Source organism: Kitasatospora sp. NPDC056181 (assembly GCF_042266225.1).
GTDB lineage: Bacteria > Actinomycetota > Actinomycetes > Streptomycetales > Streptomycetaceae > Kitasatospora.
The window spans coordinates 1-12,958 of the sequence record NZ_JBHJUK010000193.1 but is presented as its reverse complement, the minus strand read 5'-3'; the positions used below and the strand labels follow the sequence as shown (position 1 = coordinate 12,958).

The following is a 12,958-nucleotide window of genomic DNA, read 5'->3' as shown; positions in this document are numbered from 1 at the left end:
GCGGCGGGTTGCCCACCCTGGGGCGGGCCCCGGGGGGGCCCTGGTGGGGGGGGGGGGGGGGGGGGGCGCCCGCCCCGCGGGGGGGGGGGGGGGCCCCACGGATCCGGTCCTGGCCGGTCCGGTGGCGCGTCCGGGGTGCGCCTGCCGGTCCGGCCGGGGCCGGCCGGGCGGACGGTGGGCACGGGGGAGCCGACCGGCCACCCGGAGTCTGCGGGTGGTGCTGGTACTGCGGTACTGCGGTACTGCCGGGTGGAGCGGGTACTGCCGGGTGGAGCGGGTGGTTCGGTCCGGATGGGCGACGGGCCCGGGGGGATTCGCTCGCCGCCCATCCGGAGTTCTGGGGTTACCTCTTGGGTGAGGCGTCGACCGGCTTGTCGGTGCGGTCCGGCTTCGGGCCGGCTCCGGGGAGCGTCGGGACGGCGGGCAGTGCCGGGGTGCTCGCACCGCCCTTGCCGCCGGTACCGGCGCCCTTCCCGTTACCGCCGTCGTTACCGCCGTCGTTGCCACCGGTGTTTCCGCCGGTGTTGCCGCCGCCACCGGTGTTGCCACCGGTGTCGTCGCCGTCGTTGCTGCTGCGGGGCTGCGGGGTGGCGCCCTGGCGGTCGTCGTCGCCCGCGCGCCGGAGTGCCTCCCCGCAGTAGTCCTCCACCTTGTCCGGACCGCCGGCCGCCGCGACCAGCGCGCCGAACTGCGGGTCCGCGACCAGCAGGCGCGGGCGCTCGCCCTTGCCCGTCCGGCCGGTGAACCCCCGGCAGAGGGCGACCATCGCCGCCTGGGCCTGCCCGCCCCGGGTGTCCCCGGAGGGCGAGGCGCCGGGCGCCGACGGCTTCCCCGCCCCGGCGGACGCGCCGCCGGCGGAGGGGGCACCGGAGGAGGGACCACCGGTGGACGGACCGGAGGCCGACGAGCCGTCGACTGGATGCCGGCCCTTCGAGGCGCCGCCGGAGCCCGTCCCCGGGGCGGAGGACGTGCCGACGACGGCCGGGCCCACCGGCGGGCGGTCCGACCCGCCGGCGCCGCCGAGCGCGGACGGCAGGTTGCCCGTGCCGGCCGCGACCGCCACACCGCCGAGCGCCGTGGCCCCGAGCACGACGGCAGCGGCCTTCGTGCTGAAGGCCCTGGCGAGGGCGGCGGTTGCCATCGATCGTCTCCGGACGGGTGCGGGTGCGGCGGGTACAGCGGGAGCAGGCGCGAGACGGGCCTCCCGGAACGCGGCCAGGGCGGCCTCCTCCCCGGCCAGTTCGCCCGCCACCGCCGGGGCGGCTGCGGCGGCCAGCACGTGGGCGAGTGCCCTGGTGCCGTCCTCCGGTCCGGTGAGCGAGGCGTCCTGCCCGGCCGACGGTCCGCCCACAGCACCGCCGAGCAGCTGCTCGGCCGTGTCGCGGTCGATCCGACGGGATCGGTTGGTGCTCATCTCATGTCCTTCAGCGTCGCGGCCCGGCGTTCTGTCACACCCTGCGCAGAATTTTTTTTCCCGCCCCTCTCGACCGGCCCGGCGGCGGGCCCGGCCACCGGCCCCGCCCCGCGCCCAGCCGCTTGCCGGACCGGCTGCCCGGACGGCCCGGCAAGCGGCTGGGCCGGGATCCCCACGCCCGCAGCGAAGGACTGCTCCAGCACCTTGGCCAGCCGGCGCAGTCCCCGGTGCGCGGCCATCCGCACGCTGCCCGACTTCTTGCCGAGCACCCGCGCGGCGCTCTCCGCATCCAGCTCCATCACCACCCGCAGCAGCACCGCCTCGGCCTGGTCGCGGGGCAGCCGGGAGATCAGGGCCAGCGCGTCCGCCGTGCCGACGGAGGCCAACGCCGCACCGGCCGTGTCGTCCCCGGCGGCCAGCTCGGACAGGTACTCGAACGGCAGGTCGGCGACCGGGCGGCGGCGCCGGGCCCGCAGGTGGTCGAGCGCGCGGTTGCGGGCGATGGTGGCCGCCCAACCGCGGAAGCCGTCCCCGTCCCCGGAGAAGGTGCGCAGGTCGCGGGCGATCTGCAGCCAGGCCTCGGAGGCGATGTCCTCGGCGTCCTGGGCGTCCTCGGGGCGGCCGCCGACCAGTACCCGGAGGTAGCGGAGAAGGCCCGGCTGCACACTCCGGAACAACAGCCGGAACGCCTCCTCGTCCCCGTCCTGCGCGGCCCGGACCGCGGCCGACAGGTCGGCGGGGGCGGCCTCCGGGGGTGGGGCGGACGGGGGGCCGGGCGGTGGGCCCGACGTCGGTGCCGGTCCGGGCCGGCCGACGGGGCTGTCGGTGCCCGCTCCGGGGCGCTCTGCACTCTGCACCCGCCACATCATGCGCCATCCGGGCGATCGTTTCCGCGTCGCCCGGGTCACCGGAGGCCCGCCGCGGGGCCCCGGCGGGTCGGCCGGCACCGTCCCGGAGCGTCGGCGGGCCGGCCCCGCGGAGCGGGCGGAAGTCGTCCCGGGGAGCGCGCGGGCCGGTCCCGGGGAGCGCGCGGCATCGCCCCGCGGAGCGCGCGACAGTCGTCTCCCGGGCGTCGGCGGGCCGTCCCCGGGGAGCGGGCAGGAGTCGTCCCGGGCCCCTCGGCGGCCATGCCGTTGCTTCAGCAGGCCGTGGGACTTCGGCCTTCGGCCGATCGGCGGTGCCGCGCCCGCTCTGCTCCGCCGCGGCCAAGCGCCCCAGGACAGCGGATGGGGCCCCGGACAGGTTGCCGGCGGGGATCGGTAGCCTGACCGCCCCATCTCTTGCTTTGCTTCACGTACCTGACAGAGGGGCCAGTGTCCTACCGCCGTCTTGTCGCGTCGGCCGCGGTTCTCGCGGCCGGTCTCGCACTCTCACCGGGAATGGTCCACGCGGCCGGATCGTCCGGTGGGAACGCCGTGCCGCACCCCGCCTACATGCCGTTCGTCCCGCCGATCAGTCCTCCGGGATTCTCCAGCCCGGCGAGCAACTCGGTCCGGTTGACACCGGTGCCACCGGCGCCATCCGGCGCCCCGGCCACGTCCGGTCCGGTCACCACGGGTACCGGCCGGACGCTGTACGCCGCGTTCTCTGCGGCGCCCTGCACCCAGGGGTCCGGCGCGGGCACCCAGGCCAGCCCCTACTGCCTCCTGCAGGACGCGGTGAACGCCGCGCAGCCCGGTGACACCGTCGACGTCCTGTCGTCCTCGGGGTACTCCTCCCCGGAGTCCGTGACGGTCCGGACGTCCGGCATCTCGATCGTCGGTACCGGCCCCCAGGCCTGGGTCAGCGCGGGCAACGCCAACAGCGGCAAGCCCGCGCTCGTGCTCGACCACGTCTCCAACGTGACGGTCAGCAACCTCGTGCTGACCTCGGGCAATGCGGCCGCGGTCGAGGTCGTCGGGTCCACCGGGGTGACCATCGACTCCAGCTTCGTCAGCCCGTCCAGCAACTTCGCCGGAGCCGACGCCCTCACCATCGACGGCGCCTCCAGCAACGTCACCGTGAGCCGGACCTATGTCGACACCGGCTTCTCCCGGACCGGGGCCCGGGCGATCACCGTCGCCTCCGGGGCGGCCAACGTCTCCCTCGCCGGAGACGTGCTGGCCGACGCCGGCATCACCGCGACCGGCGTGAACGGCCTGAACGTCGTCGGCAACACGATCCAGCGCGGCTGCGGCTCCGCGGTCGACCTCGAAGGCACCTCGTCCGGCGTCAGCGTCGAGAACAACCTCATCGAGGACGCCAACCCGAGCACCGACTACATGGGGACGTACCGGTCGAACTGCTCCGGATACGGACTGACCTGGGCTGCGGACATCACCGTCTCGCCCGGATCGGCCGCCGGCACCACGGCCGACTACAACGACTTCTACGTCTACGGCACCGACGCCACCGCGCCCTACAGCTGGGCCGGCACCACGTACCCGACCCTGGCCGGCTTCCAGTCCGCTGTGGCCCAGGGCGCCCACGACACCAACGACACCGTGCAGGCGACCTCGACCTACCTGAGGCCGAACCAGTCCTCCGTCGTCGACATCCAGCCCCAGGTGGGTTCCGCCGCGATCAACTCGGCCAACCCGGCCGCGCCCGGGGCGCTGCGCTCGGACTTCTTCGGGACCAGTCCCCACACCAGCCGGGGGGCCGAGGAGTTCGACGCCAACCCCAACCTGGCCGTGGCGCTGACCGGCACGGACAACACCGCCTACAGCGTGTACGTCGGCATCAACGTCACCAGCGACGTGCAGACGCTCACCTATGACATCGCCTGGGGTGACGGCACCACCACCCACGCCACCGGCCGCCCGGACAGCCCGCCGCAGAGCCCGCACACCTATCCGAAGCTCGGCACCTACACGGCGAAGGTCACCGTCACCGACCAGTTCGGCAATGCGGCGACCAACAGCATCACCGTCACCACGTCCGGTTCGGAGTACGTGGCGTTCGGTCCGACGCGTCTGTTGGACAGTCGGGACGGCAGTGGGACGCCGAAGGTCGGGGGGTACTCGACGACCCGGGTGCAGGTGGCGGGTGCGAACGGCATTCCGGCGGGTGCGACGGCCGCGGTGCTGAACGTGACGGTGACGGACACCACCGGTGCCGGGCACGTGACGGTGTTCGGGGACGGTTCGGCGGTGCCGACCACGTCGAACGTCAACTACGTGGCGGGGCAGACGGTTCCGAACATGGTGGTGGCGCCGGTCGGGGCCGGCGGGTACGTAGATCTGGTCAACGCCGGTCCTTCGCTGGACCTGGTGGTGGACATCACCGGGTACTTCGTGCGGTCGGCGGCTGCCGGGTACACCTCGGTCTCGCCCTCGCGTCTGGTGGACACCCGGTACGGCACGGGTGCGCCGCAGTCGCCGGTGGGTGCCGGGCAGGCGTTGCCGGTGCAGATCGCCGGTGCGGCGGGCGGTCAGCTGCCCGCCTCGGGCATCACGGCGGTGGCGCTGAACGTGACCGTGACCAACCCGGGCACCGCCGGTCACCTGACCGTCTACCCGGGCGGCCAGCAGGCGCCCAACGCGTCGAACCTGAACTTCACGGCCGGGCAGACGGTCGCCAACTCGGTTGTCGTCCCCGTCGGTTCGGACGGCACGATCCAGGTGCTGAACGCAGCCGGGGCCTCCTCCGACGTGATCGTGGACGTGGTCGGCTACTACAGCCCCACCGGCAGGAGCGCCTACCTGCCGGTCACCCCGACCCGCCTGCTGGACACCCGTGACACCACCAAGTGGCAGTACGGCCCGGTCGGCCCCTGGAGCTACGTCTACATGCCGGTGTCGGGCCAGCCCAACATCACCGCGTTCGCGCTGAACGCGACGATGACCGACACCACGTCGGACGGTCACCTGAGCGTCGCCCCCGACCCGAACACCCTGACCCAGTACGCGGGGAACACCTTCGCGCCGCTGTCGCCGCCGTCGGTCTCCTCGCTGAACTGGACGGCCGGGGGGACGGTGCCCAACCTGGTCCAGGCGCCGACGGGTGCCAACAACATCATCGATTTCTGGAACGGGGCCGGCGGCACCAGTGACCTGATCGTCGACATGTTCGGCTTCTACCAGAACAACTGACGCCCGCAGATCAGGGGCCCGGTGCGGCGACTCGAACGCCGCACCGGGCCCTTGTCAGTTGCCTTGCCGGCCCAGCCGAGGTCAGTAGGGATGCGCTCCCTCAGGTCCTGGCCACGGTCGCCCTCGTCGAGACCGTGTCCTTGTGCACGAAGGCGGGCCCGTCACGACGCGCACTGTGACAACTGTCATGCGGATCCTGCAACGGGCGGCACTGCTCTGACGGAGGGTCGGGCCAGGAAACTGGAGGCACGACGCGGGCAACGGCCCGCAGGCCGAGCAGCCAGTCCGGGGAGGAACCCACCGTGAGCCAGACCCTCAGCGCCCCCGCCACCGTCACCGCCCCCGCCCCCGCCCCCGCCCCCGCCCCCGCCACGGTCGCCAGGAGCACCGACGACATGGCGGCCGCCGACGGCACGGCCACCGCCAAGGCGCCGAACCCGCTCGCCGCCGGCCTCCGCCCGCTCGCCCTGGACGTCGCCGCCCCACTGGCCGGCTACTACCTGCTGCACTCCGCGTTCGGCATGAGCGAGTTCGCCGCCCTCGCCTGGAGCGGCGCGATCCCGGCCGCCCGGACCGTCGCCGGCCTGCTCCGCGAGCGCAGGCTCAACCTGTGGGCGTCGATGATGCTCGGCGTCAACGTCGTCGGCCTGGCACTCACCACCGTCACCGGCGACGCCCGGCTGATGCTCGCCAAGGACGGCGCGCTCAGCGGCAGCCTCGCGCTGGCGATCCTCGTCTCCGCGCTGATCGGCCGGCCGCTGATGTCGCCGATGGTGATGCCCTTCCTGACCAGGGGCGACCGGGCCCGTTCCGCCGCCTGGCAGCGGCTGACCGAGGGCCGGGCGGCCCGCTCCGCCTCGTTCCGCCGCTACGAGCGCCTCCTCTCGGGGATCTGGGGCGTCGCCCTGCTGACCGAGTGCACGGCCCGCGTGGTCGGCGCCTTCACCCTCCCGGTGTCGACGATGGCCTGGCTCTCCACCGTCCTCCTGGTGGGCGCGATCGTCGTCGGCTCGCTGCTCGGCCAGACCGCCGCCGAGCCGATGGAGAAGCTGGTCCGCGCCGAGGCCGCCGAGCCGACCGCCTGCTGAAAGCCCCGGCCGGAGCGCTGCTGACGCCAGGTCACACAACCGAGGAACCATCCGACCGCCCCGATAGTCCTTGATAACGAGGGGGTAACGGACCCCCGGTGAGAAACGGGGACCTGATGAGCCGGACGCACGCGCAGACCACCACCGACGACCGCACGCTGGTCTGGGACGGCTGCCTCAACGTCCGCGACCTCGGCGGAATCCGCACCACCGGCGGCGGCCGGACCGCCCACCGCGCGATCGTCCGGGCCGACAACCTGGACCGCCTCACCGCCGAGGGCTGGGACACCCTCCTCGACCACGGCATACGCACCGTCGTCGACCTGCGCAACATCGAGGAGTACAAGCCCCTCCTCCCCCTCCCCGAGGGCGTCGAGCTGATCCGCGTCCCGCTGGACGAACTGGCCGGCCCCGCCTGGTGGGAGACGTACGGAAGGCTGGACGGCACCCCGCTCGCCCTCCGCCCCTACCTGGACCACTGCGCGCACGCCGCCGCCGAACTGGTCACCACGATCGCCGGTGCCCGGCCCGGCGGGCTGGTCGTGCACTGCGGCGCCGGCCGTGACCGCACCGGCCTCGCCGCCCTGCTGCTGCTCGCCCTCGTGGGTGCCGAGCCCTCCGAGATCGTCGCCGACTACCTGCTCAGCGCCCCCAACGTCCGCCCGCTGTACGGGATGCTCGGCCTGCCCGACCAGCACCTCCGGATCGACGCGGTGCTCGCCGAGGCCGGCACCACCGCCGAGGCCGCCCTGTACGCCACGCTCGACGGCTTCGACCCGGCCGGCTACCTGCTCGCCGCCGGCGTCGACCCGGCCGACCTCGCCGCCGTCCGCGCCCGGCTGCTCAACGCGTAGCGGACCGCCCGGCGCGCAGCGGACCGCCCGGTCCGTGGCCGGTCACGGGACGCACCGCCGGCCACCGGACGCACCGCAGAACACGGGCCGCGCGCCGGTCACCAGAGCCGGTCGATGTCACCCGGGTGCAGCGCTATCCGGCGGCCCTCGAAGTCCGGCCGGTGCCGGGCGGCACGGTCGGTGAAGAAGCCGGCCATGGTGACCTTGTCGAAGCCCTCCTGGTCACTGGGGAACGGCTCCTCGGCCGTCCCGCCGACCAGCACCGCGCCCGGCAGCAGCTCCCAGCCCGCACCCTCGTAGAACCCGCGGAGGCCGCGGTCGCAGGTGAACAGGCCGAGGTCCGCACCGCCCCGCGCGACAGCGGCGCGGGCGGCCGCCACCAGCCTCCGCCCGTACCCGCGGCCGCGCCGCGCCCGGTCGGTGACCACGGCGCTCAGCCCGCTCGCCGCGAACGTCCGCCCGGCGTGGTCCAGTTCCTTGGAGAGCACGTCGAGCGCGGCCACCACGCGATCGCCGTCCAGCAGCAGCATCGACACCGGGCTCAGCACCGGGTCGTGCACCAGCGCCGTGGACGGCACCGGCGGGCCCGGCCAGGCCTGGTCCTGCAACGCGGCCACCTGGAGCTTGAGTTCGCCGGGCACCTCGGCCTCCGGCGCGGTGAGTATCCGCACGTCCCTCCTCAAAACCCTGCCGGCACCGCCGTCGGCACCCCTGCCGCACCGCCCCTGCCGGACCGCCTCTGGCAGACTCCGGGCGTGATCTTCCGTACCGCCACCCGCCAGGACCTGCCCGCCGTCATCGCCCTGCTCGCCGACGAGGACCGGGTGACCGACCCCGCCACCGTGCAGGTCGACGAAGCCTACGCCCGCGCCTTCGCCGACGTGGACGCGGACGCCCGCAACGAGCTGATGGTCCTGGACGAGGGCGACGGCACGGTGCTCGGCTGCCTCCAGCTCACCTACATCCCCGGGCTCGGCCGGCACGGCGAGGAGCGCGCGCTGATCGAGGCCGTCCGGGTGCGCGCCGACCGCCGGGGCGCCGGCCTCGGGCGTGAGCTGCTGACCCGGGCCGTCGGGCGGGCCCGTGACCGCGGCTGCACGCTGGTCCAGCTGACCAGCAACAAGCGCCGCACCGAGGCCCACCGCTTCTACGCCTCGCTCGGCTTCGCGCGCAGTCACGACGGGTTCAAGCTGACCATCTGAACACCGGGCCCGTCGGGCTCCAAGGACAACCGATCGCCACAACTCGGAACATCGTCAACCGATGGTTGACGATCCCGGGTCGACAACCTACGGTTGACGCATGGAGAATCCCGTTGTTCCCAAGACCACTCCGCTGCGCCTCGACGACCTGATCGACGCGATCAAGAAGGTCCACAGCGACGCGCTCGACCAGCTCTCCGACGCGGTCATCGCCGCCGACCACCTCGGCGACCTCGCCGACCACCTGATCGGCCACTTCGTCGACCAGGCCCGCCGCTCCGGCGCCTCCTGGACCGACATCGGCCACAGCATGGGCGTCAGCAAGCAGGCCGCCCAGAAGCGGTTCGTCCCCAAGGACCCGGGCACGCCCGCCGACCTCGACCCCAGCCAGGGCTTCAGCCGCTTCACCCCCCGGGCACGGCACGTGGTGATGGAGTCGCAGGAGGAGGCCCGCCGGGCCGGCAACGCCGAGATCGGCACCGGGCACATCCTGCTCGGCCTGCTCGCCGAGCCGGAGGGCCTGGCCGTCAAGGCCCTGGCCGCCCAGGGCATCACCCCGGACGCCGTCCGGGAGGCGGTCACCCCCACGCTGCCCGCCGCGGCCGACGAGACGCCCGGGCTGATCCCGTACGACGCCGAGGGCAAGAAGGTGCTGGAGCTGACCTTCCGCGAGGCGCTCAAGCTCGGGCACAACTACGTCGGCACCGAGCACATCCTGCTCGCGCTGCTGGAGCAGGCGAACGGCGCGGGCCCGCTCACCGACCTCGGCGTGGACAAGACCGAGACGGAGACCTTCACCGCGGAGGCCGTCGCGGCGTACATCGCGGCGCGCGCCGACACGCAGGAGTGAGCGCATCGCCCCGGCCCCCGGCACACCCCGGGGGCCAGGGCGGCGTCAGAAGCCGGACACGTGGGTGGTGACGATCCGCACCCGCCCGTCGGCGGCCGCCTCCATGGCCGCCCGCAACCGCAGGGACCTTGCCGGGCCGAGGAGTTCGAGCGCCTCCTCGTCGCCGGCCCAGCGGTAGTCGTCCAGTTCACCGGCCGGGACGGTCACGGGGGTGCCGTCCGGGACGGTGCCGAAGTCGAAGAGGAAGTGCCCTGCCGGGTGGTCGAGTTCGGCGGAGGGGTGGGTCCAGGAGATCGCCAGCAGGTCGCCGGCCGGCCGGACCAGCCCGGTCTCCTCGGTCAGCTCCCGCGCGGCGCACTCGGCGGGCCCCTCCCCGAGGTCGATCGTGCCGCCCGGGAACTGCCAGTGCTCCCGGTAGCCGGCCTTCACGATCAGGATCCGGCCCGACGCGTCCCGCAGCACGCACCCGGCGGCCGCGTAGACCCGCGGCAGGGACGCCAGCCACTCCTCCCTGGACCGCAACGGCTCGGGCTCCGACGGCCCGGACTCCGAGGGCTCGGACTCCGAGGGCTCGGACTCCAAAGACTCGGACTCCGAGGGCTCGGACTTCAAAGGCTCGGACTTCAACGGCTCTGCCGACACGGGCGGTCCTCCTCCGACGCTGGGGCAACTGCCGCCCACTCTGCCACCCGTGCCGGAGCACGGCGCGCCACGGTCTTTCTTCCGGCGGACCGATGAGACTCGCCCGGCGCTCCGGTCCAACCTCCGTGAACACCCACCAGGAGACACCCCTGCCCCCGTCGCAGGACCAACCGCTGACCTGCGACCTCGCCGCACTTCCCGGCGCCGACCTGGCCGTCGTGGACGCCCTCGCCCGACTACGGCTCGCCGCCGCCCGGCACGGCGTCCGGGTGGAACTGAAGAACGCGAGCGGCCCCCTGCGGGAGCTGCTCGCGTTCAGCGGGCTGGCCGGTGTGCTGCCGCCGGTCGCGGAGGACGGCCTGCCGGAGCTACTCGGCGTCCAGCCTGGGCGGAAGGCCGAAGAGCGGGAAGAGCACATCGGTGTCGAGGAAGTTGGTGAGCCCGGTGATCCGGCCCTCTGACACCTCCAGCACGATCAGCGCCCACGGCTCGTGGCCGCCCGCCGGGCTCGGCCGGTACTGCCCGAAGGCCGGGCTGCCGTTGGCCTCCACCGGGACCAGCCGCGAGCCCCGGCAGCCGTGGCCCGGGCCGAGCATCCACTCGCGGATGTCGGCGTGCCCGGTCAGCCACAGCTCGAACGGCGGCATGTTGAGCGTGACGTCCTCGTGCAGCAGCGCCGCCAGCCCGTCCATGTCGTACGCCTCGAAGGCCGAGACGTAGCGGGAGAGCAGTGCCTGGTGGTCCGCGTCCAGCGCGGACGCCGGGCGGACCGCCGCGGCGTCCGTGGAGAGCACCGCCCGCGCCCGCTGGAGCGCGCTGTTCACGGACGCCACGGTGACGCCCAGCAGTTCGGCGACCTCGGCCGCCTTCCAGCCCAGCACCTCACGCAGGATCAGCACCGCCCGCTGCCGGGGCGCCAGCCGCTGGAGCGCGGCGACGAACGCCAGCCGCACCGACTCGCGCTGGGCGGCCACCTCGGCCGGGTCCCCCGTCTCGGGCACCACCCGGCCGTCCGGCGCCGGGCCGATCCACGTCACCTCGGGCAGTTGGGCGTCGGTCGCGGTGGCCACGGTGGACGGCCCCGCCAGGTCCATCGGACGGGCCCGGCCGTTGCGGCCGTTCAGCGCGTCCAGGCAGACGTTGGTGGCGATCCGGTACAGCCAGGACCGCAGCGCGGCCCGGCCCTCGAAGCCCCGGTGGCCGCGCCAGGCGCGGATCATCGTCTCCTGCACCGCGTCCTCGGCCTCGAAGACCGAGCCGAGCATGCGGTAGCAGTAGCCCGTCAGCTCCGTCCGGTACCGCTCCAGCTGGAGCTCGACCGGCTCCTCCGTCATCAGGTCGGCCATCGCGCGCCCCCGTGTCCACCAAACCCACCAGCGATCGGCACGAACGTACCGCAGCCCACCGACAACGGCCCTACTCCGGCTGGTCGCCGTACTTCTGGCCGGAGCCGAAGGAGGTGGTCACGATCTGCCACACCCTGGGGAACTCGGTGCCGGAGACGTTGGTCGGGTTGACCGAGTAGACCACCTTGCGGCTGAGGTCCTTGGTGGCGAAGACACCGCTGGTGTAGCCGGGGCGGGAGCCGGTCTTGCCCCACACCACGACGCCGTTGGGCAGGGTGGCGCTCATCAGGCCCTTGGAGAAGCAGGCGTGACCGGCGGTCGGGCCGATCTCGCAGTTCTTGTTGCGGTGGTTGGGCACGTCCGGGACGTCGAACAGCTCGGCCTGCTGGGCGGGCGGCAGCAGCCGGCCGCGGAGCAGCGCGGTCATGAACCGGTCCAGGTCGCCGGCGGAGGAGATCATGCCGCCCTCCGCCCACGGCCAGGGGCTCTGCTCGGTGACGTCCACCAGCTGCCGGGGGCCCGCCTGGCCGCCGACGTCCACGGAGACCTTCGCGTGCGGACCGGTCAGGGTGAGGTCGTCGCGGTCCGGGACGACGGTGTCGCGCAGGCCGAGCGGGCGGGCGATCCGGGTCTGCACCTCCCGGGCGAAGGTGCGGCCGGTGACCTTCTCGACCACCATCCCGGCGACGAACGTGTTGATGCCGTTGTACTGCTGCGCGGTGCCCGGCGCGAAGCCCATCGGCTGCTTGACGGCGTCCGCGACCACCTGGGCGGGCGTCCAGGAGTCGGCCTTGTGCGCGGCGAACCAGCTCTCGCTGCCGTCCCCGGAGGTGAGGCCGCCGCCGCCCGGCAGACCACTGGTGTGGTCGAGCAACTGGCCGACGGTGACCGGCGGGTAGGACGCCGGAAGGAGGCCGGGCAGGTACTGCTGGACGGTGCCGTCCAGGTCGAGCTTCCGCTCGGCGGCGAGCTGGAGCACCACGGTGGCGGTGAAGACCTTGGAGATGCTGCCGATCCGGAACCGGGCGTCCGCCGGGACGTCACCCGCCGTGCCGGCCCACCGGCCGCCCCTGCCGTCGACCCGGACCAGCGCGCCGGTGATGCCGTCGTCCGGCAGGCCCGCCAGCGTCTTCGCCAGCGCCTCGCGGTCGAGCGGACCGGCCAGGCGGACGGCGGCGTCGGCCGAACTCGCGCCGCCCGCCGTCCGGTCGGCGGCCAGGGCCGGCGTCGCGGCACCGGCGGCGACGGCGGCCAGCAGGGCGCCGGAGACGGCGAGGGTGGTCCAACGGCGGTGGCGCTGCGCGGTGTTCATCGGGCTGGTCTCCAACTGTGGCTCGTCCGGCGGTTCGTGCTCTTTCCGGGAACGAGTCTGTTGGAGTACGACGCGGCGGCCATCCGGGACGGCCCCCCAGGCGGCCCGGAGCCGACCCCGAGAGATCCCGGGGCCGGCACCCGGGCAGCCGTCGGGGGCGGGGAGCCCGTGCTCGGC

General features: G+C 74.1%; 12 protein-coding genes. 6 read left to right on the top strand and 6 right to left on the bottom strand.

What is annotated here, in order from left to right:
• Positions 1-343 precede the first annotated feature (343 nt).
• Together ACFC1F_RS39325 and ACFC1F_RS39320 are read right to left on the bottom strand one after the other, a co-directional pair.
• A complete protein-coding gene (locus ACFC1F_RS39325; RefSeq protein WP_376166003.1) occupies positions 344-1,414 on the bottom strand; it encodes a hypothetical protein in 1,071 nt (356 codons plus the stop codon).
• Positions 1,411-2,280 (bottom strand): RNA polymerase sigma factor, encoded by an 870-nt coding sequence (locus ACFC1F_RS39320; protein ID WP_376166005.1) that lies wholly within the window; start codon positions 2,278-2,280, stop codon positions 1,411-1,413. The genes ACFC1F_RS39325 and ACFC1F_RS39320 overlap by 4 nt, the downstream gene beginning before the upstream one ends.
• Before the next feature lie 639 nt (positions 2,281-2,919).
• Between ACFC1F_RS39320 and ACFC1F_RS39315 the strand changes: the two genes are divergently transcribed.
• The 3 genes from ACFC1F_RS39315 to ACFC1F_RS39305 all read left to right on the top strand — a co-directional run bounded on the left by ACFC1F_RS39315 (position 2,920) and on the right by ACFC1F_RS39305 (position 7,429).
• A complete protein-coding gene (locus tag ACFC1F_RS39315; protein ID WP_376166001.1) occupies positions 2,920-5,487 on the top strand; it encodes a beta strand repeat-containing protein in 2,568 nt (855 codons plus the stop codon).
• Between the two features lie 302 nt (positions 5,488-5,789).
• Positions 5,790-6,575: a VC0807 family protein gene (locus tag ACFC1F_RS39310; protein ID WP_376165999.1), complete on the top strand. Its 786-nt coding sequence runs from the start codon at positions 5,790-5,792 to the stop codon at positions 6,573-6,575.
• A gap of 116 nt (positions 6,576-6,691) precedes the next feature.
• A complete protein-coding gene (locus tag ACFC1F_RS39305) occupies positions 6,692-7,429 on the top strand; it encodes a tyrosine-protein phosphatase (RefSeq protein WP_376165997.1) in 738 nt (245 codons plus the stop codon).
• A 98-nt stretch (positions 7,430-7,527) separates the two neighbouring features.
• Here ACFC1F_RS39305 and ACFC1F_RS39300 read toward each other — a convergent pair whose 3' ends face one another.
• Positions 7,528-8,100 (bottom strand): GNAT family N-acetyltransferase, encoded by a 573-nt coding sequence (locus tag ACFC1F_RS39300; RefSeq protein ID WP_376165995.1) that lies wholly within the window; start codon positions 8,098-8,100, stop codon positions 7,528-7,530.
• A gap of 84 nt (positions 8,101-8,184) precedes the next feature.
• On the opposite strand from ACFC1F_RS39300, the gene ACFC1F_RS39295 reads away from it, so the two are divergent.
• Both ACFC1F_RS39295 and ACFC1F_RS39290 read left to right on the top strand, forming a co-directional pair.
• The gene (locus tag ACFC1F_RS39295; protein WP_376165993.1) at positions 8,185-8,631 is read left to right on the top strand and encodes a GNAT family N-acetyltransferase; all 447 of its coding nucleotides are present in this window, start codon (positions 8,185-8,187) and stop codon (positions 8,629-8,631) included.
• Positions 8,632-8,731: 100 nt separating this feature from the next.
• A complete protein-coding gene (locus tag ACFC1F_RS39290) occupies positions 8,732-9,481 on the top strand; it encodes a Clp protease N-terminal domain-containing protein (RefSeq protein ID WP_376165991.1) in 750 nt (249 codons plus the stop codon).
• Positions 9,482-9,526: 45 nt separating this feature from the next.
• On the opposite strand, the gene ACFC1F_RS39285 is transcribed toward ACFC1F_RS39290, so the two are convergent.
• Complete coding sequence (locus ACFC1F_RS39285; RefSeq protein ID WP_376165989.1) at positions 9,527-10,123, bottom strand: NUDIX domain-containing protein; 597 nt, start codon at positions 10,121-10,123, stop codon at positions 9,527-9,529.
• Between the two features lie 125 nt (positions 10,124-10,248).
• Here ACFC1F_RS39285 and ACFC1F_RS39280 point away from each other — a divergent pair, with 125 nt between their 5' ends.
• A complete protein-coding gene (locus ACFC1F_RS39280; protein ID WP_376165987.1) occupies positions 10,249-10,584 on the top strand; it encodes an STAS domain-containing protein in 336 nt (111 codons plus the stop codon).
• Here the strand turns inward: ACFC1F_RS39280 and ACFC1F_RS39275 are convergent.
• Complete coding sequence (locus tag ACFC1F_RS39275; protein ID WP_376165985.1) at positions 10,492-11,469, bottom strand: sigma-70 family RNA polymerase sigma factor; 978 nt, start codon at positions 11,467-11,469, stop codon at positions 10,492-10,494. The genes ACFC1F_RS39280 and ACFC1F_RS39275 overlap by 93 nt on opposite strands.
• Positions 11,470-11,539: 70 nt before the next feature.
• Positions 11,540-12,781 (bottom strand): serine hydrolase domain-containing protein, encoded by a 1,242-nt coding sequence (locus tag ACFC1F_RS39270; RefSeq protein WP_376165982.1) that lies wholly within the window; start codon positions 12,779-12,781, stop codon positions 11,540-11,542.
• Between the last annotated feature and the right edge of the window lie 177 nt (positions 12,782-12,958).

What these genes read in the sequence shown, in the direction of transcription:
- ACFC1F_RS39325 (WP_376166003.1), bottom strand. Translation starts at nt 1,414, where the DNA reads ATGAGCACCAACCGATCCCGTCGGATCGACCGCGACACGGCCGAGCAG.
- ACFC1F_RS39320 (WP_376166005.1), bottom strand. Translation starts at nt 2,280, where the DNA reads ATGTGGCGGGTGCAGAGTGCAGAGCGCCCCGGAGCGGGCACCGACAGC.
- ACFC1F_RS39305 (WP_376165997.1), top strand. Translation starts at nt 6,692, where the DNA reads ATGAGCCGGACGCACGCGCAGACCACCACCGACGACCGCACGCTGGTC.
- ACFC1F_RS39290 (WP_376165991.1), top strand. Translation starts at nt 8,732, where the DNA reads ATGGAGAATCCCGTTGTTCCCAAGACCACTCCGCTGCGCCTCGACGAC.
- ACFC1F_RS39275 (WP_376165985.1), bottom strand. Translation starts at nt 11,469, where the DNA reads ATGGCCGACCTGATGACGGAGGAGCCGGTCGAGCTCCAGCTGGAGCGG.
- ACFC1F_RS39270 (WP_376165982.1), bottom strand. Translation starts at nt 12,781, where the DNA reads ATGAACACCGCGCAGCGCCACCGCCGTTGGACCACCCTCGCCGTCTCC.